Annotated in this window: 16 protein-coding genes; 14 read left to right on the top strand and 2 right to left on the bottom strand. The window is 45.3% G+C overall.

All coding sequences use genetic code 11. From position 1 onward, the window contains the following. Positions 1-166 precede the first annotated feature (166 nt). The 4 genes from QZ918_RS19655 (at position 167) to QZ918_RS19670 (ending at position 5,266) form a co-directional block, all read left to right on the top strand. Positions 167-1,600, top strand: coding sequence for a P-loop NTPase fold protein (locus QZ918_RS19655; RefSeq protein ID WP_293337841.1), 1,434 nt, complete (start codon positions 167-169; stop codon positions 1,598-1,600). Further along, the gene (locus QZ918_RS19660; RefSeq protein ID WP_293337842.1) at positions 1,557-2,912 is read left to right on the top strand and encodes a tetratricopeptide repeat protein; all 1,356 of its coding nucleotides are present in this window, start codon (positions 1,557-1,559) and stop codon (positions 2,910-2,912) included. Before QZ918_RS19655 ends, QZ918_RS19660 begins: the two co-directional genes overlap by 44 nt. A gap of 590 nt (positions 2,913-3,502) precedes the next feature. Next, the gene (locus tag QZ918_RS19665; RefSeq protein WP_293337843.1) at positions 3,503-3,784 is read left to right on the top strand and encodes a hypothetical protein; all 282 of its coding nucleotides are present in this window, start codon (positions 3,503-3,505) and stop codon (positions 3,782-3,784) included. An 84-nt stretch (positions 3,785-3,868) separates the two neighbouring features. Next, positions 3,869-5,266 carry a DUF4912 domain-containing protein gene (locus QZ918_RS19670; protein ID WP_293337844.1) on the top strand — a complete coding sequence of 466 codons (1,398 nt, stop codon included), beginning with the start codon at positions 3,869-3,871 and terminating at the stop codon, positions 5,264-5,266. A gap of 170 nt (positions 5,267-5,436) precedes the next feature. Here the strand turns inward: QZ918_RS19670 and QZ918_RS19675 are convergent, their stop codons facing one another. Then, positions 5,437-5,562 carry a hypothetical protein gene (locus QZ918_RS19675; RefSeq protein ID WP_293337845.1) on the bottom strand — a complete coding sequence of 42 codons (126 nt, stop codon included), beginning with the start codon at positions 5,560-5,562 and terminating at the stop codon, positions 5,437-5,439. Positions 5,563-5,829: 267 nt separating this feature from the next. Between QZ918_RS19675 and QZ918_RS19680 the strand changes: the two genes are divergently transcribed. The 7 genes from QZ918_RS19680 (at position 5,830) to QZ918_RS19710 (ending at position 13,845) form a co-directional block, all read left to right on the top strand. Beyond that, on the top strand, positions 5,830-7,140 hold the full coding sequence (locus QZ918_RS19680; RefSeq protein ID WP_293337846.1) for an ABC transporter substrate-binding protein: 1,311 nt from the start codon (positions 5,830-5,832) through the stop codon (positions 7,138-7,140). 347 nt (positions 7,141-7,487) lie between these two features. Then, a complete protein-coding gene (locus QZ918_RS19685) occupies positions 7,488-8,396 on the top strand; it encodes a carbohydrate ABC transporter permease (RefSeq protein WP_293337847.1) in 909 nt (302 codons plus the stop codon). 3 nt (positions 8,397-8,399) lie between these two features. After that, positions 8,400-9,266, top strand: a complete 867-nt coding sequence (locus tag QZ918_RS19690) for a carbohydrate ABC transporter permease (RefSeq protein WP_293149142.1) — start codon at positions 8,400-8,402, stop codon at positions 9,264-9,266. A gap of 225 nt (positions 9,267-9,491) precedes the next feature. Beyond that, a complete protein-coding gene (locus QZ918_RS19695; RefSeq protein WP_293337848.1) occupies positions 9,492-10,574 on the top strand; it encodes an ABC transporter ATP-binding protein in 1,083 nt (360 codons plus the stop codon). Positions 10,575-11,302: 728 nt separating this feature from the next. Beyond that, on the top strand, positions 11,303-11,743 hold the full coding sequence (locus QZ918_RS19700) for a DUF3574 domain-containing protein (protein WP_293337849.1): 441 nt from the start codon (positions 11,303-11,305) through the stop codon (positions 11,741-11,743). A gap of 189 nt (positions 11,744-11,932) precedes the next feature. Then, positions 11,933-13,255, top strand: coding sequence for an RNA-guided endonuclease InsQ/TnpB family protein (locus QZ918_RS19705; RefSeq protein ID WP_293149149.1), 1,323 nt, complete (start codon positions 11,933-11,935; stop codon positions 13,253-13,255). Positions 13,256-13,575: 320 nt separating this feature from the next. Further along, entirely contained in the window at positions 13,576-13,845 is a 270-nt protein-coding gene (locus tag QZ918_RS19710; protein WP_293337850.1) for a hypothetical protein, read from the top strand. On the opposite strand, the gene QZ918_RS19715 is transcribed toward QZ918_RS19710, so the two are convergent. After that, positions 13,793-13,963 carry a hypothetical protein gene (locus QZ918_RS19715; RefSeq protein WP_293337851.1) on the bottom strand — a complete coding sequence of 57 codons (171 nt, stop codon included), beginning with the start codon at positions 13,961-13,963 and terminating at the stop codon, positions 13,793-13,795. The genes QZ918_RS19710 and QZ918_RS19715 overlap by 53 nt on opposite strands. Positions 13,964-14,231: 268 nt before the next feature. Here QZ918_RS19715 and QZ918_RS19720 point away from each other — a divergent pair, with 268 nt between their 5' ends. From QZ918_RS19720 to QZ918_RS19730, 3 genes are all read left to right on the top strand, one after another. Next, on the top strand, positions 14,232-14,744 hold the full coding sequence (locus tag QZ918_RS19720) for a hypothetical protein (RefSeq protein WP_293337852.1): 513 nt from the start codon (positions 14,232-14,234) through the stop codon (positions 14,742-14,744). 475 nt (positions 14,745-15,219) lie between these two features. Then, a complete protein-coding gene (locus QZ918_RS19725) occupies positions 15,220-17,241 on the top strand; it encodes an ABC transporter ATP-binding protein (protein ID WP_293337853.1) in 2,022 nt (673 codons plus the stop codon). 1,030 nt (positions 17,242-18,271) lie between these two features. Next, the coding region (locus QZ918_RS19730; RefSeq protein ID WP_293337854.1) for a PAS domain S-box protein at positions 18,272-22,550 on the top strand (4,279 nt) is incomplete at its 3' end.

Raw genomic sequence — 22,550 nt, forward strand, 5'->3', positions numbered from 1 at the left:
GCCTCGCGATGGCTATTACCTATTCTATGTCAGTCCTGGACGCGCTTCGATCGAAGAAACCGGGTTGTTATCAGAATAATTCGGTATGAGTCACAGATTTGGGCAAAAACCCGGTTTCTCAATCTTCGATTTTTGAGAATCGTGTGAGATATGAGTTAGAATTGGGTTGAAAAGCTCCACATTGCGATCGCCCGCGATCGCAATCAACTGTGGCTTCCATCTACAATCTACAATCTGCAATCCGATGACTTCACTCCCAGCCAACCGCGCCAAAACACTCAAAGAAGCTTACCGCGCTTGCGATGTCAAGCCTCTGACGGGCGATGATATGGCCCGATATTATGTGGATTTGTCGGCAGTACGCAACACAGTCGCGATCGAAGATGTTAGCACGGATTTGGATTTTCAAGAACCGGGAGAATTTAACACAATTTTGTTTACCGGGCATCGGGGATGTGGCAAAAGTACAGAGTTAAAACGCCTTCAGTCGCGGTGGAAAAATGACTATCGGGTGATTTACATAGAATTCGATCAGGAACTGGATGTTAATGATGCTGAATATACCGATTTATATTTGCTGTTTATCAATAAAGTAGCTGATGATTTGACTAAATTGGGATTGAAGTTTGACTCGACACTTTTAGAGCGTTTTGAATCCTGGTTTAAAGAAGTCACCAAAGAAACAGAAGAAACTGTTCAATCTTCCGTTAGCATCGAAACTGAAGCAAGTGCAGGATCTGAGATTCCGTTTATTTATAAGTTAACAGCAAAATTGCTCGGTCAAATCAAAGGTTCTAGTCAACAAAAACAGGTGATTCGGGAAACTCTTCAGCGCAATCTATCCCGCTTGCAAACAGATATTAATTTGTTGTTTCAAGATGCTTTTGAGAAGGTGAGACAAAAATATCCAGACCGATATCAAAAAGGATTTTTGGTAATTGTTGATAACTTAGATCGGGTTAATCCAAATGTTGGCAATCATTTGTTTTTTGATTACGCTCCTCAACTCCAAGAATTAGACTGTACAATTATCTATACAGTGCCGATTTCGGTAATTCATTCCTATAAAAATGTTAGCAATTTGTTTGGCAATCCCAACATTGTACCCATGGTGAATATTTATGAGTTTAATCGCAGTGAGTGCGATTTAGATTACAATCAGCAAAGATTAGAGGGAGTTGCTAGTTTGATCGAGCAACGGGTTGATGTTGATGCCGTATTTGACGATCGACAACAGTTGCTAGATTTGGCAAAAGCTAGTGGTGGTCATGTGCGACAATTGATGCAGATAACTCGATCAGCTTGTCGTACAGCCGTTACTCGCAAACACAGTAAAGTTTTGGCTGAAGATGTAACTTACGCTTTAAATCAACAGCAATTTGACTTTGAAAGGTCTATTCCTACGCTAGATTATTACACCATATTAGCGCAAGTTTGCCTCAAAAAAGATATTAATAAAGATGAAATGGGACAAAATTTATTATTCAATCTTGCCGTTCTGGAATACAACGGGAGTAGTCGGTGGAATTATGTCAACCCACTCGTAAAACAAAGTTATGCTTTCCAACAAGCCCTGGCATCAATCCAAGGAAATCCCTGAATTACATCAGCAAAGGATAATTGAATTCAATCAAGAGTCTTTTGACCAATTGCTGACGTTTGTCGATATTGTTCCCGATGATGCCTTTGATTTGGGATTTATTGACTGTAATTTTGCGAAGGATAGAGATGCGATTATTCAGGCTTTAATTAGTCATCCCGATTGTCAAGATATGCAGTTTGAGATTTGGGATTTTCCCGATCCTGAGATGCGCTTTTTGTTGGATGAAATTCTGAAGGTTTTGCCAACAGTTAAGGTTCAACCAGACAAAAAGTTGATTTTCATTGTGCGGGGAGTGGAAAATGCGATCGGGATGACGGGGGAATATCCGCCGATGTTGGTGGATTTTAATTGGGTGCGAGATGCTTATCCGGTGATGGTGCCGCATCTAATGCTGTTTTGTTTGCCAGATTATGCGATTACGCGAGTTGCTACTTATGCGCCGGATTTCTGGGCCTGGAATTCGGCAACTTTTGTGTTCAAAACTCCGGCAAATACTAGAGATGATGCGATTTCTCAAACTCTGGATGCTAGCAAAGGGATTAGCAATTGCGAGGTTCCAGAAAAGCAGGAACGAATTGATTTATTGCAACGGTTATTGATTGAATATACTCCGTCGAGTGGGCGCGAGGAAACTGAAAGGGATTTGAAAACTCGGATTAGGGTTTTGAATGATTTGGGGATTGCTTACCGCAGTCGGAGTGAATATAAAGCAGCAAAGTATCATTTAGAACAAGCTTTAGATTTGGCGAAGGATGATGAAGATTTAGGGGATATCAAGGCAAATACTTTGCATGAATTAGCAATTGTTGAGCAGAATCTAGGGGAAATTGAAAAAGCAATTACTCTCGAAAAGCAAGCTATGGAAATCTTTGAACGCATCGGCGATATTAAGATGAAAGCAGCTACTTTGCACGAACTAGCAATAATCTATGCCAATCGAGGAGAAGTAGAACAGGCGATCGCATTTTATCAACAATCTCTCGAAATTTACGAAAAAATTGGCAATATTCAAGGGAAAGCTGCTACTTTGCACCAACTAGCAGGAATCTATGCCAATCAAGGAGAAGTAGAACAGGCGATCGCATTTTATCAACAATCTCTCGAAGTTACGGAAAAAATTGGCAATCTTCAAGGGAAAGCTGCTAGTTTCGCAATGTTAGGAAGGTTGTTAGCATTGCATAGAGATTTTGACCAAGCTTTGAATTATTTACAGCAATCTTTGGAGATTTTACAGCATTTGCGATCGCCCAACGCGGAGACAGTGAGGGAAATTATTGCTGATCTTCAGGAGTATCGCTGGAGATCGTAAGTTGGCGCGCGAGATTTAGAAACCGGGTTTCTCGCGAATATCTCGTCAGGATTCGTAAAATCTCATAGAAACCCGGTTTCTGGCCGCGCAACTATAGTAAGTTGGCGCGCGGGATTTAGAAACCGGGTTTCTCGCGAATATCTCGTCAGGATTCGTAAAATCTCATAGAAACCCGGTTTCTGGCCGCGCAACTATAGTAAGTTGGCGCGGGATTTAGAAACCGGGTTTCTCGCGAATATAGCCTTTCTCAAAAAGATGACATATGACTGACAGGTTATATCACCAGTTCCACTAAGAGGGCTAAAGCCCAACAACGTACCTCATCTTTCTCAAAACCGCTATATCTCGTGAGGATGCGTAAAATCTCGCAGAAACTGGGTTTCTGGCCACCCTCCAAACCCACCCTCCAAAGCCGTCTCAGCATATGTCATTAAATCATGACATTAGTCTCAATACCGATCCCCTGACGATCCCATATATCAAGATTCCCTGACATATTGATCCCCAAAATCACGAAAATGCGTATAAGTACCCATGATTCAGGCAAAAGACCCCTTGACCAGACTGGGAATTGTCTGCAACATTAAGTCATGACAAAGCGATCCCAAAGAAATGCTTCGATTGAGCAACTTTGGGAGTCAGATAGCGCGTGTGCTGCCGGCACAGCGTTGCTAGCAGCACCGATCGCACTCGCAAAATCGATCTTGTTTGTAAATCAAGAATCGATAGATAAAGCTTTATTTAGATCGGACGGTGCGCGCAGAAGCCCCCAAGTCAAAAACCCCGATCGCAATTGGGGACAAGACAAGCTAAAAACTAGCAAGGCTTCAAAGGTTGGAGAGATTAAGAAGCTCGATCGTACTTGTATTTAAAAGAGTTTCTAACTCAAAAAATCAACACATTAGTGTTGAATCGAAAAATCTAACCCGCCATCCAAATTAGTGGAGAACAAACTCATGGCAAAAGAACGCCCACCATTAGAAGAGATGACTTTGCGACAACTCCGCAGAGTTGCTAGCGAATGTGGAGTCTCTCGCTACAGCCGGATGCGGAAATCGCAACTTCTGGCATCAATTCAAGAAATTCAGCGCAACAAGTTTTCATACAGTCCATCTCGCAAACTAGAGGCACAAGAAGCAGTGGAAGCAGCAAAGTTTGAACTAGGTCAAGAAGATAGAACAGGCGGTTCGTTGTCGTCCGTAGATGAAGGTTTAGCAGATTTGCCCAACGGTTACGGTGAAAGCCGGGTTGTTTTGATGCCCCGCGATCCAGAATGGGCTTACACCTACTGGGATATCCCCAACGATCGCAAAGAAGAATTGCGCCGCCAAGGTGGACAGCAACTCGCCCTGCGGATCTACGACGTTACAGATGTTAACCTCGACATCCAAAGCCCTCACAGCATTCAAGAATATCCCTGCGACGAACTGGCCCGCGAGTGGTACGTGCCAATCCCCGTTAGCGATCGCGATTATGCGATCGACATCGGCTATCGCTGTGCAGACGGCCGTTGGTTGGTGTTAGCGCGATCGGCAGAAGTCCGCGTCCCGCCCATCTATCCCAGTGACTGGATTGAAGACCAATTCATCACCCTCGACTGGGAAGAAGACTTGCGCGGCCAAACCTTCGCCGAACTGGTTCCCCCAGCCAAGAAAATGGCACAAGCAACCAATGGCGTCGGTTACAGCACCGGTAGCGCCATCTACGAACAAATTTTCGGCATGGCAGAATCGGCAGAATCGCTGCGCGTAGCAGGTTCCATGTTCGGTTCCATGCAGCACGTTGCAGGTTCGATCCAGCAATCCGCAATCCACGAACAAGCTTTGAGTTCCTACGTGTTCCCCTCCGGTGTTGGAATGTGGGCTGGGGCCGGAATCTCTGCCCTCACCGCGTCAGGTGTGGGTATGTCCGGCCTGACTGCCTCAGGTGTGGGTATGTCCGGCCTGACTGCCTCAGGTGTGGGTATGTCCGGCCTCACCATGTCCGGTGTCGGAATGTCTGGCCTCACGATGTCCGGTTTCGGTATGTCCTCCGGTGTCGGTATGTCGGGAGTTGGCTTTGCCGCCCCGATGCGCCCCCGCCAATTCTGGTTAGTTGCTGATGCTGAATTGATCGTCTACGGCGCCACCGAACCAGACGCCACCGTTTATGTAGGCGGACAACCAATCAAACTGAATGCTGACGGCACTTTCCGGTTCCAGATGTCTTTCCAAGACGGCTTGATCGACTATCCGATTTTTGCAGTAGCAGCAGATGGCGAACAAAATCGCGCCGTCCACATGAAATTCGAGCGCGAAACCCCTGAACGTCGCACCAACACTAAGGAAGATTCTGTTGTGGAATGGTTGGGCTAATCGTAAATGTCGATCGCGATCCCGGTAGGTGTTTGGGTTTGTGCCAATTTTTTAACCATCACAAGGCCTACCCGGAGCAAATGGCGATTTGTTAGGGTTAGTTTCAGACAACAACCCATAACACCCCCTATACACCGTTCTCCTATTTTGAGGAGCGGTGTTTTTTATATTTAGAAGGAAGATTTGACAGTTGACAGTTGGCAGTTGACAGAGGGAAGAAGGAAGAAGAATGATTTATTTGTAGGGTGCGTGAGGGCGAGAAATATTTCAATCCACACTTCGAGACTATTACTCACGCACCGCCCCACGATTCAATCAAGTCAAGGCCAAATGCCAGCGGAAACGATATTTGACAAGACTCTCGATATCTGCCTGTAGATAGATGTTTGCTTAACTTGCGATCGAACTTGTAATCTCAAAATTTGTACTTTTCACTCAATAATTATTAAGTAAGCTAAAGTTCACTTATATTTTCATTGCACAAACTCGGTAAATCCCGCAAAACGAAAGAAAGCGAGTTATGAGATCGGTAAGGCGATCGCACAGCCATATCTCAAAAGCCAATGCCAAAAATAAATTCCCCGCCCCAGCGAAGGCAAAAACGCCGCCGTCTTTTGGCCTTATTCGCTGTCACATTAGCAGCCGTCTTGCTGTTATTTATTCTGCCCGCACTGACTCAGCAGCCAGTTGTGCTGACGATGTTAATGCAAGGGCAAGACATTCTCAACTGGAAACCGTTTGTCAAAGAATTTGAGCAGAAAAACCGCGATATTCGCATCAACCTCGTCGAAGGGCCATTTGACACAAACCTGGTAGAAAATCTTTACACATCTGCCTTTCTTTTAGGCGAATCGCCCTACGACATCATCAACATGGATATCGTTTGGGTTCCCAAATTTGCCGCCGCAGGTTGGGTAAGGGATTTAACCGACAGAATTCCCCCCGAACAACTTGCAAAATTCATCCCCGGTAATGTCGAAGGCGGGCGGTATCGCGGCAGACTTTACCGAATTCCCCACGCTTCGGATGCCGGAATGCTTTATTACCGCAAAGACATTTTAAAACAAGCCGGAATTCCAGCACCAAAAAATTTTGAAGAGATGGTAAAAATCTCTCAAAACTTACAGAAACAAGGAAAAGCAACTTGGGGTTATCTGTGGCAAGGTAAGCAATATGAGGGAGTATCTGCGATGTTTGTCGAAGTGCTCTCGGGTTTCGGCGGCTTCTGGGCTAATCCTGAAACTTTGGAAGTTGGGTTAGATAAACCCGAGGCGATTAAAGCAGTGGAATTTCTCAAAAATACGATCGCCTCTGGCATCTCTCCACCGGGTGTTACTACCTACGGCGAAGAAGAAACCAGGCTGTTGTTTCAAAACGGCAAAGCGCTGTTTTTGCGAAACTGGCCCTATGTTTGGAAGCTAGCAAACGCCGAGGGATCTAAAGTGAGAGGCAAAATTGCGATCGAGCCAATGCTCAGCAGTATCGGTAAAACAGGCGGTTCCTGCTTGGGCGGCTGGGGCTGGGGAATATCCAAAACCTCAAAACATCCAGAACAAGCCTGGAAAGCAATTAAATACCTCACCAGCGAGGAAACCCAGCGCAAATTCATTTTAGAAACAGGTTTAGTTCCCAGTTACAAATCCCTATTTACCGACAAAGAAATAGTCGCCAAATATCCCCACTACCCGCAACTCCTAAAAGTAGTTGAAAAACCAGCTTTGCGCCCGCCCATAGCACAATACGCTCAAGCTTCTGATATTTTGCAGCGCTATTTGAGTTCAGCTTTTACCGGGAAAATGACTGCGACACAAGCAATGAAAGCGGCGGCTAGTGAAACTCGCAATTTATTAGGAAGGTTGACAGTTGACAGGTAGGGGCGGTGCCCCCGTGCCCGCCCTCTTAGCCGTAGGGTGCGTCGCCTGCGATAAATCCATCAAAAATCGATAATCTCATAGCGACGCACCTGTGCCATAGCTGGCATTACACAAACCCAACAATTATGTAACAGCCGTAGGGTGCGTCGCCTGCGATAAATCCATCAAAAATCGATAATCTCATAGTTACGCACCTGTGCCATAGCTGGCATTATACAAACCCAACAATTATAGCCTTTCTCAAAAAGATGAGGTATGACTGACAGCTTATATAACCCTTAAAGAGGGCTAAAGCCCAACAACGTACCTTATGTTTCTGAGAACCAACATAAATTAGGATTAAAAATATGCAAGCAGACAAAATGCGACAGCGCGAACAAAGAACCGGATGGATATTAGTAGCACCAGCATTGATAATTCTGCTGCTAGTATTTGCTTACCCAATCTTGCGCGCGTTTTGGCTGAGTTTATTCACCCAAAATCTTGGAACTGAATTAAAACTGGTTTTTTCCGGCTTTGCTAACTACGGTCGAATGTTAGGCGACGGGCGTTTCTGGCAAACTTTAAGCAACACCACAGTCTTTACTGTCGCCTCTGTTGTACTGGAATTAATTCTCGGCATGGGCATTGCTTTAGTCTTAAATCAATCTTTCACGGGGCGCGGCATTGTGCGGACAATTTCCCTGCTACCTTGGGCGCTGCCGACTGCATTGATGGGTGTAGCTTGGGCGTGGATTTTTAACGACCAATACGGCGTAATTAACGACATTTTACTGCGCTTGGGATTGATTCAAAAGAGCATTAGCTGGTTGGGAGATCCGACTTTGGCAATGATGGCAGTGATTGCAGCCGATATTTGGAAAACTACGCCCTTTGTCAGCTTGCTTTTGTTAGCAGGACTGCAATCGATTTCCGGTGATTTGTATGAAGCCCACGCCATTGACGGCGCGAGTAGTTGGCAGAGTTTCCGTCAAATTACTCTGCCGCTGCTGATGCCCCAAATTGTAATTGCTTTGCTGTTTCGATTTGCCCAAGCATTCGGCATTTTTGACTTGATTCAGGTGATGACGGGAGGGGGGCCGGCTGGAGCGACGGAGACGGTTTCTATCTACATTTACAGCACGGTGATGAGGTATTTAGACTTTGGGTACGGGGCCGCTTTGGTGGTGTGTACTTTTTTGCTGTTAGTGGCCGCAGTTGCGATCGCCAGTTACCTGTTATCGAGAGCCCGCGTCAATGCAGCCGGAGGAAATTAAATTATGTCGATCGCCCGCGAACAACCTACCACAAAAAAAACCTTTGAGATCCGGCAATTAATCTTGCCCCTATCAGCGATATTAATTGTCGCATATTTCCTCGCACCCATCGTGTGGCAGGTGCTGACTTCCTTCAAAGTAAACGCCGATATCTCAGCAATTCCCAACGTCTACATTCCCACACGGATTACCTTCGATCATTACCTGTCCTTATTCCAGCGCCGCCCCTTTGCACTTTACATTTTAAATAGCGCTTTTGTTTCCATTACTTCAACACTGCTGTGTTTAGCAGTAGGTGCTCCCGCAGCTTACGCATTAGCTAGATTGCGGCTGTGGGGCGAGAGAATTATTCTGGCAACTGTGACAATTGTGACGCTATTTCCGGCGGTGTTGCTGTTTTTAGGATTGTTGGAAATAGTCAAAGCTTTGGATTTAGGAAATAATTATTTAGCCTTAATTATTCCATACACAGCCATCAATCTACCGCTAACAATTTTGGTAATGCGGAGTTTCTTTCAACAACTGCCAAAAGATTTAGAAGATGCGGCTAAAGTTGACGGCTACAACACTTTTCAAATGCTGTGGCAAATCGTGCTGCCGATGACATTTCCCGCCTTGGTTACAACCGGAATTCTGACATTTATTTCAGCTTGGAACGAGTTTATTTTTGCACTGACATTTATGACTCGCGAATCTCTCAAAACAATTCCCGTCGCCACCGCTCAACTCAGCGGTGCATCAGTCTTTGAGATTCCCTACGGCCCGATCGCAGCAGCAACCGTTTTAGGAACCTTACCCTTAGTTTTGCTAGTTTTGGTGTTCCAAAGGCGGATAGTTCAGGGTTTAACAGCCGGAGCAGTAAAAGGATAGTCATTAGTCATTAGTCATTAGTCATTAGTCATTAGTCATTAGTCATTAGTCATTAGTCATTAGTCATTAGTCATTAGTCATTAGTCATTAGTCATTAGTCATTAGTCATTAGTCATTTATTTTGTAGGGCGGTGCCCACCCTCTTCGTTGTCAGTTGTAAGAAATAACAAATAACAAATAACAACAGTCAACAGTTAACAGTCAACATTCAACAGTTTAAAAATCATGGCAAAACTGCAACTAAAAAACCTGAATAAAACCTACAGCCCCAAAGTTGTACCCGTAAAAGACATTAGCTTAGAGGTCAATGAGGGCGAATTTCTGACCTTGCTGGGGCCATCCGGGTGCGGCAAATCTACCACGCTGCGGTTGATTGCAGGGTTGGAACAGCCCACTAGAGGCGAGATTAGAATTGGCGATCGCGATGTGACATATCTCAGACCGGGCGATCGGGATATTGCAATGGTATTTCAAAGTTACGCGCTGTATCCGCACATGACAGTGTACGACAATATGGCATCTAGCCTCAAACTCCGCAAAATCTCCTCCAGCGAAATCAACCGCTTAGTGACAGAAGTTGCAGCATCCCTCGGATTGACCGAATTAGTCGATCGCAAACCTGGAAAACTATCAGGCGGACAGCGGCAGCGAGTAGCCCTCGGACGCGCCTTAGTGCGCCAACCAGAAGTATTTTTGCTCGACGAACCTTTAAGCAATCTCGATGCCTTATTGCGGGAAAAAGTGAGGGCCGAACTCAAACAATTGTTTTCATCCCAAAAAGCCCCTGTAGTGTACGTTACCCACGACCAAACCGAAGCAATGACACTTTCTACAAAAGTCGCAGTTCTTAACAGCGGCAGCGTGCAGCAATTAGACCCGCCACACTTGATTTATAACCGTCCGGCAAATCAGTTTGTAGCTGGTTTTGTAGGCAGCCCGCAAATGAATTTGCTAGTGCTTAAATGCCAGGGAAATTTTGCGATGTTGGGCGATTCTGGAGTTCCGCTACCAAATCTGCCGACAGTCCCACCAGAGATTGTCTTGGGAATTCGCCCGGAACACCTGGGCTTTGCAGGTGTAGAAGCCAGGAAGAAGCCAGATCCAGAGGCAATTAAAGGTGAGGTTTATTTAGTAGAAAACTTGGGAATGCAAAATTTAGTTAGCGTCCGAGTTAAAGGTTTGGAATCAGTAACGGTGCGCGCTTTGCTCCCAAATGACCGTCAGTGGAGTTCCGAAATTGTCGAGCTGGTTTTTCCGTCTCAGTTGCTGCACTGGTTTGATGTCAAAACTGGCGATCGCCTGAAATGAAAATTTTGCCTTTATAACACGATCGATTGAAAACAGTCTAACCCTGTGCTGAAAAATAATGTTTCTGCTTTTAACTAAGTTATGACTTTAGTAAGAGGTAGAAGTATTTTGCTGCTGTTAAGGTGATATTTGTGTTTGAAAAAGCTAGTTGACTGATATCGTTTCCGTTCGATTGCCATCACAAAAAATGTTTGTAGTGCGGACTTAAGTCCGCCAAATGCTGCGGACTTAAGTCCGCACTACAAACCAGTCTGATTGCGGTTAATCGAGCGGACGCGATATGACGCATGAGTTGGGTTTTGATAGGTTTTATCGATCGCCTACAACTCTAATTCTGTAGCCAATTTCAAGTTAAAGCCAAACTAGGCTTTAGCAATTAGGCGATCGCAAATAAACTACGCCTGACGCTCTTATCTTCTTAGAAACCGGGCTTTTTACGTTTGTCAGGGTGCTAACAAAAGATTTTGATTAAAAACCCGGTTTCTGACCCCCTGTGGGTCTAAGACTGAATAAACTAAGGCTGACGCTCAAAAACCCAGTTTCTCCTGAGAAATTGGGTTTTTGAGTTGGCAGCATTTTATGTTAAATTGTATCGCGAATGCTAGCATCGGTATTGTATTGTGCGATCGTTCGGGCGGTGCCGAGAGTGCTCACAGTCTCATAGTCGGTAGTTAAAGATTTATCGCACTCGCGCACCCTACTACTTGTTTATTTGTGACGATAATCACATGAAGAACAAACATCTTAACAGTCTTTGGTTGGCAGGCCTGCTGTTGTTCGTGCCGATTTGTCCGGGGACAATTGCCCGCGCTCAAATTTCCGAAACTTCCGATACTAACGCGAGTCCAAAAACCTTCCTCAAAGATGAACTGTATTTTGGCTTAACTAAACCCGGAGGCGAGACAATTTCTGAGTCAGAATGGCAGGAGTTTGTCAAGGAAGTTATTACCCCTCGTTTTCGGGAAGGGCTAACTATATTAGACGGTTCCGGGCAGTTTCTCAACCAGGGCGGAATATTGATTCGAGAAAACTCTAAAATAGTTATTTTGATTTATGAAAGCAGCCAGGAAAAAAATCGAGCTATTCAGGAAATTATCGAAAATTACAAGCGCAGGTTTCAGCAGGAGTCAGTGCTGCGAACGACCAGCCCAGTTAAGGTTTCTTTCTGATTAGCTCATCCAATCAGCTTATTTATGATATTATCACAGATGGGTCTAAAACCCCGTCCTTATAGGACGGCTTGGTAAGTAAAACTATAAACCTTAAACCCTCTTTCCTAAAGAAATGTAAAAAGTACAAACACGCAAGCCTTTCACTATATACTAATAACAGATCAAGAAAAGGAGGATTTAAAATTGTTGAGTAACTATGTATACAAGTTGCGTCCAAATCAAACACAAGACTTAAAAATGTCTAATTGGGTGGATATGTTGCGAAGCCATTTCAACTGGTGTCTTAATGACAGGATAACTCAGTATAGCCAACATTTCATTCAAGGCAACTATTGCGACATTAGGAGCAAAAGTGAATCCTGTCCGTTGACCAGTTGTGTCAGTAAAAACGGTGCCACTGGGGAACCTTGGAAAATAGGCAAAACAGATAAAAAGGGGAAAGTTAAAAACCCTCGGCGCAACCCAGGCGAGATTCAAATCACAGCGTTGCCCCAATTGAAAGCAGCTAGACCCTGGTTTGCCGGGATAGATTCGACAGTTCTACAACAGAACGTCAAACGGTTAGACACTGCCTATAATAATTTTTTTGACGGACGCGGCTTTCCTAAATTCAAGAATCGCAACAATTTCACTTCCTTCACATTTGTGATGGGGGTAAAAATACAAGGTAGTAAAATTTACTTGCCAAAGTTAGGTTGGATGCGTTTCCACAACTCGCGCCCAATTCCTGGTGGCTTTACCATTAAAGCTTGTGCGGTAAGAAAGCGACAGAATGGGTGGTATGTATCCGTCCGCATTGAGGACAAGTCTGTCCCCGATTACACGACAAAACCTCTCAAAGATGTCGTCAAGGTAATTGGTTGCGATATGGGAATTACAAAATTAGTCCATCTATCAGATGGAACTCAAATTAAAAATCCCAAGTTTTCAGCCACTAAAAAAGCTAAACGCACACTGAGAATTAGACAGAGACAAGTCAGTCGAAAAGCAAAAGGGAGTAATAACCGCAAAAAAGCAGCTAAAAAACTAGGGCTTTTCCACCAAAGAATTAGCAATAAGCGCCAAGCTTACCAATGGAAGGTTGCCAATAAAATAGTGTCACGTAACGTTGACGCGATTGCTCTAGAGGAATTGAATATTTCCGGCATGATGCGCCGATGTCGAGTGAAGGTGGACGAAAAAACAGGTAGATTTCTGAAAAATGGGCAATCAAGGAAGAGAGGTTTAAACCGTTCTATTTCTGATGCAGGCTGGGGCGAGTTAATACTGAAGATTGAGTATCTGGCTGCAAAGCAAGGAAAAATCTTAATCAAGGTTAATCCCAAATACTCTAGTCAAGAATGTCGGAATTGCGGTCACATCGACAAGTCTAATAGAGATGGCGAAAAGTTCATTTGCACTGAATGTGGCTACCACGAACACGCTGATATAGGTGCAGCAAAAACTATTCGCGATCGAGCTTTACATTTGGTACGCGGGGACTCCGCGAAACCTGGCGTTCGCGCCTAAACGCCCAGAAGATATCCTCGCGCTCGATTGAGCAAACGTGAGGAGTCTGGGAACCCTGGAAACAGGGAAATTGAGGTAGAAATTCCTCAAGAATCCTCGCACCTTCAGGTCGAGGAGTGTCAAGATATTATTCGTAGTAATCAAGGTCACACCCTCAGAGATAAGTAGGGTGCGGGTGCATTCAACAGTTGACAGTTGACAGTTGAGGAGCGACCTCTACCTAGAAGGAAGAGGATTGGAATAATGAATAGTCTGATTTTAATTTGTCCCTCAAAGACTTGGGGCTTTCAACCAATTCTTTCTGCTAAAAATTAGAATTTGTGAGTATCGATCGCACATTGCAAAAAATCGCCAGAAAAACCAGCCGGGGAGAAAACACAAATATGACGAACGATGGCAACCCAAAAGCCCAAGCGCCGGATAACGATGAGATTAAAAAAAATTTGGACGGTATTGGGAAAGCTTTGATTGTGAGCGTGGCTTGGTCTTACGCAGAGGCATTGGAGCGAACAAAACGAAATCGAAAAGAACAGAAAGCTACGCCAGAATCTCAACCAGAATCTCAACCAGAATCTCAACCAGAATCTTAGACATCCGCCGCTGCGAAAACAGCGCGATCGCTTTCATCTCAAAAAAGCGAGCGATCGCGCGCACCGGCGAACCATCACAATCATCGCGATCGAAAACATTGGAACTCAGATCTTGCACCTTTCTCAATTAGCTTTTTATGAACAGGCTTTCCGGCCTGTTCCACAAGAAAATTCATTTTTTGTGGAACGGGCTTCTAGCCCGTTCTTGAGAATGGTGCAAGATATGAGTTGGAATCGACTTTTTCGGCAGATTCCCGAAATTGTAGCGGTTTGTATGCCATATTACGTCAATATATTTTATTTTCCAAAAATGGATTCAAATTAAACAAAGCACGGTTTTATGGCTACAGTGTACAAAAGAAACAACCAATTTTGAGATCGGTCTCATGTCTAATTTAAAAATGATTGGCAAAGCGATCGCAGGTGGCATTTGCTTCGGCATCCTCGCCAGCAGCTTCAACGGCGCGCAAGGCCCAGCATCCGCAGCATCACCAACAAATGCCGAAGCAGCAGCCCCCGCCGCTAGCAATATCGACAAGCAACTTCTAGGTCAATGGCAAGGTACAATCCCCTCCGGTCAGTCTTTCACCTTCGTCTTTGCCCCAGAAGGCAAATTGTTCATGATGGGTAAATGCCCCGACGGAGCTCCCTGCGCCAAAGAAACGAGGTATAAAGTTAATCTCGCTGCAAAACCGATGCACCTGGATGTCAGCCTCAACAAGACCGAAACCGTTGAGACTATTTTTGAGTTGACTCCCGAAGGTCAAATGCGCCTTCAGGTGGAAGGCACAAATCCCGGGCTGCCAAGACCGAATTCCTTAAACGACCAAGCAACCGTGTTTCAAAAGGTCTCCGAGACGACGGCACTGCCTGCTGGCACTCAAGTCATCCGTTATTGAAGAAAATTCTTCCCAGGCATTCGGCAGTTAAGTAGTTCTGGGTTTTGAGTTTTGGGTGTTATGGCAGTTTTCAATTCTCTGAAATATAGTAGGGAAACTCAACCGATCGCATTGGTGTCAACTTAAGGTCAAAAGTAGTCACAGACTGCTGGCAAGAGCATTAAAGCCCGATCCCCCCTAGCCCCCCTTAAGAAGGGGGGGACAGGAATCTTCTCAAAGTCCCCCTTCTTAAGGGGGATTTAGGGGGATCTAGACTAGGCATAGAAATGAGATTTATCAAGGGTTTTAGTCTTAAGTTGACACTAATCGGCAGTGCGCCGTGTCCCTAACCGAGCATCTGTAACTTGGCAAGCAGGAAAATCGCCATCAGTTAAAGAATTTCAAATTTCAGAAAATCTCAGACTTTCCTCAGGCCTTGAGGCTGAGATATGTCAAAATCCACTTAATCTCTTTTTAACTTTTGCCATAGACTTCCATGAGTGAAACCGTCCTAGAAGTTCGCAACCTGCGGGTTGAATTTCAATCTGCGGATGCAGGCAATGCGTCCGCAACAGTCAAAGCTGTTGACGGCATTTCCTTTGAGGTGAAGCGAGGGCAAACTCTGGGAATTGTCGGAGAGTCGGGTTCGGGAAAATCGGTAACATCCCTGGCTGTTATGGGTTTGCTGTCAAGTTCGCTAACGAAAATCCAGGGCGAAATTTGGTTTTCTCCGGCAGCAGACGGCGCTAGCCAGCAGCGTGTCAATCTGCTGGAAATGCCGGATAGGGAAAAACAAACCTACCGGGGCAGCCAGATTGCGACGATTTTTCAAGAGCCGATGAGTTCGCTAAATCCCGTTTTTACGATCGGATTTCAACTCACAGAAGCCATTTGTCTCCACCAAAAGATATCCCAGACAGCAGCGCGGCGCAAAGCTGCTTCGCTATTGCAAGAGGTGAAGCTGCTACCGGCGGATGAGGAACTGCGGCAGCGCTGTTTGGCTTTGCGGCAAGAAGCAGGTGCCCAGGACGATCGCGATTTCATGCAGCTCGTCAACGGTCAAAAACAAGCTATGCTCGATCGCTATCCCCACGAACTCTCCGGCGGCCAAATCCAGCGCGTGATGATTGCGATGGCCATTTCTTGCAATCCCACTTTATTAATTGCTGACGAACCGACAACGGCCTTAGACGTAACCGTGCAAGCCACAATCTTAGCTTTGCTGCGCGAGTTGCGGGACTCTAGAGGCATGGCAATGATTTTTATTACCCACGATTTAGGCGTCATTGCTGAAATTGCCGATACGGTGGCAGTGATGTACCGAGGTAAAATTGTTGAATGCGGCGCGATCGAGCAAATTTTCAGCAATCCCCAACATCCTTACACAAAAGGTCTCTTAGCTTGCCGCCCAACTCTCGAACGCCAAATGCGCCGCTTACCGACAGTTTCCGATTTTATGGAAGTCACTACAAATGCTAGCGGCGAATTGGTAATTGTCGAGAAAAATGTCGATTTAGATGGCGACAGCAGCGGCGGACTTTCCACTTTTCCCACCGGAAAACCCCCTCGTCTGCCACATATTGGCGAGCCTTTGCTAGCTGTTAATAACTTGCGAGTCGGTTTTCCGGTGCAAGGAATGTTTGGCGAAACTAAACGCTTGTTTATGGCAGTCAACGATATTTCTTTTGAGGTTTATCCGGGCGAGACTTTGGGTTTAGTCGGCGAATCTGGCTGCGGTAAATCAACTTTAGCGAGAGCATTGCTGCAATTAATTCCGATATCCAGCGGTAAAGTGTTTTTTGAAGGCCAAGAAATTACCCCTCCTGCCAAAAGTAGTTCCCGAGGGCAGTGGATGGCTAATCATCGGCTCAAAAAAGAGTACGATCGCCAATTGCGAAGGCTGAGGCGCGATTTGCAAATTATCTTTCAAGACCCTTATAGTTCTCTCGATCCGCGCTTGAGTGTTGGGGAGGCTGTGATGGAACCGATGGTGATTCACAGCTTTGGCAAAAACCAGAAAGAACAGCGCGATCGCGCGGCTTATTTGTTGGATAGAGTGGGTTTAAATCCCGATTTTATGCGGCGCTACCCCCACGAATTTTCCGGGGGACAGCGGCAGCGAATTTGTATTGCTAGAGCTTTGGCTTTGAATCCTAAGTTTATTATTTGCGATGAATCGGTTTCTGCATTGGATGTATCCGTGCAGGCGCAAGTTTTAAATTTGCTCAAGGAGTTGCAAACAGAGTTTGGACTGACTTATATTTTTATTTCTCACGATTTGAGCGTGGTCAAGTTTATGAGCGATCGCGCGATCGTCATGAACAAAGGTAAAATCGAGGAAATTGGCACAGCCGAGCGTATTTACCGCCAACCGCAGCAAGCTTACACGCGGCAACTGATAGCTGCTATTCCTGCGGGGAATTTAGATCGAATTCGGCAACAGCAGTTAGGTCGCCAATCTGCTTTGTCTGCTGCGAATGCGCCCCTCTCGCCTGGGGATGAATCGCAACAAATTTGATATTATCTAGCTAGCTAAATTAACCCCGAGCCTTTGGCAGCATCGGACTAAATTCCTCATCCAACCAATTTGATTGTGGTGGTTTGATGGGATACAATTCTAACCAAATCCCAGAATTCAGGCTACATATAAATTGTGCCAAGGAGCTGTAGGGCAACGGAATTGGCCTCTCCAGCGCGGGGTTGTGGGAATTTTAATAATTAATATCAGATTGATGATTGTAGCAAGAGTTTTGTGAAATTGTATTAAATAGTTGAATTTTTCCTAATCAAAATTCAACACTTCCGATCGATTCGGGCCCTTCGACTTGCTGCGGCTCCCCTCGGCTCCGCTACTTCGGCTACGCGGTTATCGAGCTCTCGTCGAGATACACCACAAGTCGGAGCAAGACGCCGTTGTCGAGATCTTGTGGAGATACAGCACAAGTCGCGAGCAGCCAAGATTCCAAATTCCCAATTACCCAGGAACAGAGGAATTTAACTAACAACTGCTACCAACATTTTTTATTGTATTTTCATAAATCAACAGTCGATCTTCATTTTAACTTCAGAATTAATAAGTAGTATCAAATTTGGTTGAATTTGACGGAGAGTCCGGGTTTTTTAACCAGCAGTCAGGGAGTTCGCCGCAGTATTTTAGTACATCAAATCCGGTCATAACTTACGCAAAAAGTGGTTTGACACGATACTCTTACGCGGTAATCTGCTTCAGGCTCACTCTAGATAATTAAATTTTGCGTCCTGGACTAGCTAGATTAGGCCAAATGTCCAATGACCAACAGCAATATCTAGTCCATTATCAAAGATAAACCCTTTATGCCCTTAGAAAAAATGATAAAAGCCGCACCGCAGCTAAAAAAATATTACTCGCTAATTCCGTAAATACACTTAATTTTATGGTTTTGTTGCAGGGATTAAGGAAAAATTTCAAATACTTGATTTCCCAATAGTTAGGAAAACTTACAGTATTTTAACATCTTTAGAGTTGTTTTTAAGTCTTAACTCATCAAAAATTAAACTTATTCAAAAAAATGAAAGATCTAGTTCATATAGAAGAATCACAAAACACTAAATTGTTTAAATTCCTGCAACTATTATTGATAAAATTAACGGCAGCAGTCACCAGCAGACAGAAGGCAGAATGCAGTATGCAGTATGAACAAACAATCAGCCTCGCGACGATCGCCTCAGGTAGTGTATTCTCAGTTGCGAGCGTGGTGCTGCTTGTATTAAACGGGTTGCTGGTAGCCGGGAGCGGTGATAATTTGTGCAATAGCCAACTCGCCCTGGGATGTTTGGCCGTAGCCAATATTGTCATGTTGGTGGTGTCCGCGCGATCGCACGTCTCTGCTGTCGCAGCCTACAACGATCGCCAATCCAGCAAGTTCAACCAGGGCGATCGATTTTTTAGCCTGTCGCCAGATATGCTCTGCGTCGTTGGTTTTGACGGTTATATCAAGCACATCAACCCAGCAGCCGAAAAAATCCTCGGCTATTCTTCAGCCGAAATGGTGGGCAAACTCTTTATTGAATTCGTGCATCCAGACGATCGCGAAACTACTCTCAAAGAAGCTGAAAGGATTGCTGCGGGGAATAATAGCATTGGGTTTGAAAACCGCTGGCGGTGTCGCGAAGGGTATTACAAGTGGATAGCCTGGACTGCTAGCACTTTCAGTGAAGAAGAATTGATGTATGGTTTTGGTCGCGACGTTACCGATCGCAAGCTCGTGCAAGAGTCACTCCAGCACAGCAATTCAATCTTGCGTTCCGTGATTGAAAGCACGCCGGATGTCATTTTTGTCAAGGATATTCAAGGCCGCTACGCGATCGTAAATTCTGCCGTAGCTCAATTTCTTGAAAAATCGATCGAGGCAATTATAGGCAAAGACGATACAGAATTATTTCCTGCTGAAACAGCTCAAAAAATTATAGAGTTAGACAACAGGATCGTGACAACGGGACAATATTTAAATTATGAAGAAATTATCCCAAAGGAAGGAGAAAAGCGGACGCTGCTAACCACAAAATGCCCTTGGAAAGACGCAGAAGGAAATATTATCGGCGTAATTGGCGTATCTCGCGACATCACCGATCGCAAAGCAATAGAAGCAGCACTACAAGAGAGCAATATCCTCTTTGAAAACGTCATAGAAAGTACAGGCGATCGCATTTTTGTCAAAGATATTCAGGGCCGCTACCTATTGGTAAATTCTCAGACTGCTGGCATTATCGGCAAGCCAAAATCAGAAATTATTGGCAAAATTGATGCAGAATTATTTCCGCTGGAGATTGCAAATGTCCTGGCGGAAAATGACCGCCGGATCTGGCAATCTGGGATTGAGGAAACCATCGAAGAAGTAGTAAAAGATAGTGAGGGCAACATCTTGACATTTCTTGCTACCAAAAGCCCTTTGCGCGATCGCTCTGGAAACATCACGGGCGTGGTGGGAGTTGCTCGCGATATTAGCGATCGCAAACAGGCAGAAGCCGCCCTGCGGCGAAGCGAAGAGCGGTTGCAGCTAGCTCTTTGGGGCTCCGACAGCGGAATGTGGGATTGGAATATAGTTACTGATGAAATGTATTGCAACCACGAGTACAGTGCTTTGTTGGGCTACGAACCAGAGGAACTACAAGCAAATGCAATCGGTTTGTCACAGCTAGTTTATCCCGACGATTTACTGGTATTGAACCAGAAATTAAATGCCTATTTGGAAAATTCAGAAAATGGCTATGCTGTTGAGCATAGAATGTTAGCTAAATCCGGCGAATTTAAATGGATTTTGGCGCGGGGGAAAGTCGTAGAAAGAGATGAAAATAATGCTCCGGTGAGAATGATTGGCACTATTTCTGATATTGGCGATCGCAAACAAGCCGAAAAATCCCTGCAAGAAAGCGAGCAAAAATATCGGTGTTTAACCGAAGCCACCTCCCAAATTATTTGGGATACTACCGGCGCAGGCGAAGTTGTCACCGAACAAACAGGATGGAGTGCATTTACGGGAGCGACTTACGACGAAATTAAAGGATGGGGGTGGCTCAATAACATCCATCCCGACGACAGAGAATATACTGCCAGGATGTGGTCTGAGGCACTTGCCGATCGCACCTTATTCGCAATAGAACACCGCTTGCTGCGGCACGACGGCGAGTACAGGTATATGAGCGTGCGCGGTATACCCGTATTGAATGCAGATGGCAGCATTCGCGAGTGGGTAGGAGTACACGCTGACATTACCCCAGCCCGGCGCGCCGAGGCAGAAATGTGGCAGCAAAAAGAATTTCTGAGCAGCATCTACGACAGTGTGGACTACAGTATTTTCGTACTAGATGTCGGCGCAGACGGAGAATTTCGCTACGCCGGCTGGAATCGAGCAGCAGAGTTACTCGTTAACATCAGCAAGGAGGAAGGATGCGGCAAAACTCCAGAAGAACTTTTCCCAGCATCTACGGCAGCGTTTTTCCGGCAGAAATTAAGAGAATGCCTGCTCAAAAATAGATCTCTTTCTTACGAAGAAGCTGTTAGTTTTGAAACTCACGAAGTGTACTTTATGACAACTCTGACTCCGTTGCGAGACGAATTTGGGAAAATTTGTCGCATTGTGGGAAGTGCTACCGATATTACAGAACGCAAACAAGCCGAAGCACAATTGCGCGAACAAGAAGAATTTTTAAACAGCATCTATAACGGATCGAATCAAGTTATTTTCGTGGTAGATGTCGGCGCAGACGGAGAATTGCGCTATGCAGGTTGGAATGCAGCTACAGAAGCATCTACAGGCATTTTGAGCGCTGATGTCAAAGGCAAAACTCCCGAAGAAGTGTTTCCCCCAGCAGTAGCAGCAGATTTTCGGCAAAGATACCTCGATTGTTTAGCCGCAGACAGCTCGATTTATTACGAAAATAGCGCCGAATTGGCAGGTGTAGAAAATTGGTTTATCGTAACTCTGACGCCCCTGCACGATGCCTCTGGCAGCATCTACCGAATTATTGGTAATTCCACCGACATTACGGATCGAAAACTTGCAGAAGCAGCGCTGCAAGCTAGTCAGCATTTTGTTGAGCGCATTGCCGATACCAGTCCGAATATTCTCTATGTTTACGACGAAATAGAGCAGCGAAATGTGTACGCCAACCGCGAAATCACCGACCTCCTCGGCTATACAGTTGCAGAAGTTCAAGAAATGGGCAGCAATCTGTTGCCGACAATTATCCACCCTGAAGATTTAGCTAAATTTCCCAGATATATCCAGCAAATAGAAAATGCTCCCGACGGCGAGGTGGTTGAGTACGAATATCGGGTGCTCGACAGACAAAATAGTTGGCGCTGGTTAGTCAGTCGCGATATTGTATTTAGCAGAACAGAGTCGGGCAAAATCCAGCAGCGTCTCGGTGTTGCTGCCGACGTTACAGATCGCAAATTCGCAGAACAAGCTTTAGCAGAACAATTGAAACTTTCTTCATTCACAGCAGATGTGGGAATAGCTCTGACTGAAAACCGCACTTTACCTGAAACTTTGCAAAACTGCACCAATGCAGTTGTGCGCCATTTGGATGCTGCGTTTGCTCGGATTTGGACGCTGAATGAAGAGGGAAATGTCTTGGATCTGCAAGCAAGCGCGGGCCTCTATACTCACATTGACGGCGCTCACAGCCGCATTGCTGTCGGTGAATTCAAGATTGGTTTAATCGCCCGGGAGCGACAACCTCACCTCACTAATTCTGTGCAAGAAGATGCCCGAGTCAGCGACAAAGAATGGGCGAAACGAGAAGGAATGGTGGCTTTTGCTGGATATCCGTTGATTGTTGACAATCAGTTGGTGGGAGTAATCGCCATGTTTTCTCGCCAGGAGTTAACGGAATCTACGCTGATTTCTTTTGCCTCAGTTGCCGATTCGATCGCCCTGGGAATCAAGCGCAAACAAATAGAAATTGCTCTCGCGGCTCAAAAGCAAACTTTGAGGGGAATTATTGACAATGCTCCCATCTGGGTGTGGATGGCAAATGCTAGCGGGCGGATGTTATTAGTCAACAAAACTTTCTGCGAAGATGTAGCTATTCCCGAAGAGCTGTTCTTAGCAGCCTCTCACTATTCCGAAGTTTTTGGATTAGAAGCATCTGCTAACTGCATGGTATCAGATGCACAAGCCTGGAGCCAAGATACTCCCTGTTATTCTGAAGAATTGCTCCAGTTGGTTGACGGTGAATACCACCAGTTGGAGGTTATTAAAACTCAGGTCAAAGATGATTGCGGTAATGCGATCGGCTTGATCGGTTTGGGTTTGGACGTAACGAAACAAAAAGAAGCTCAAA

The organism is Microcoleus sp. CAWBG58 (assembly GCF_020883045.1).
Classification (GTDB): Bacteria; Cyanobacteriota; Cyanobacteriia; order Cyanobacteriales; family Microcoleaceae; genus Microcoleus.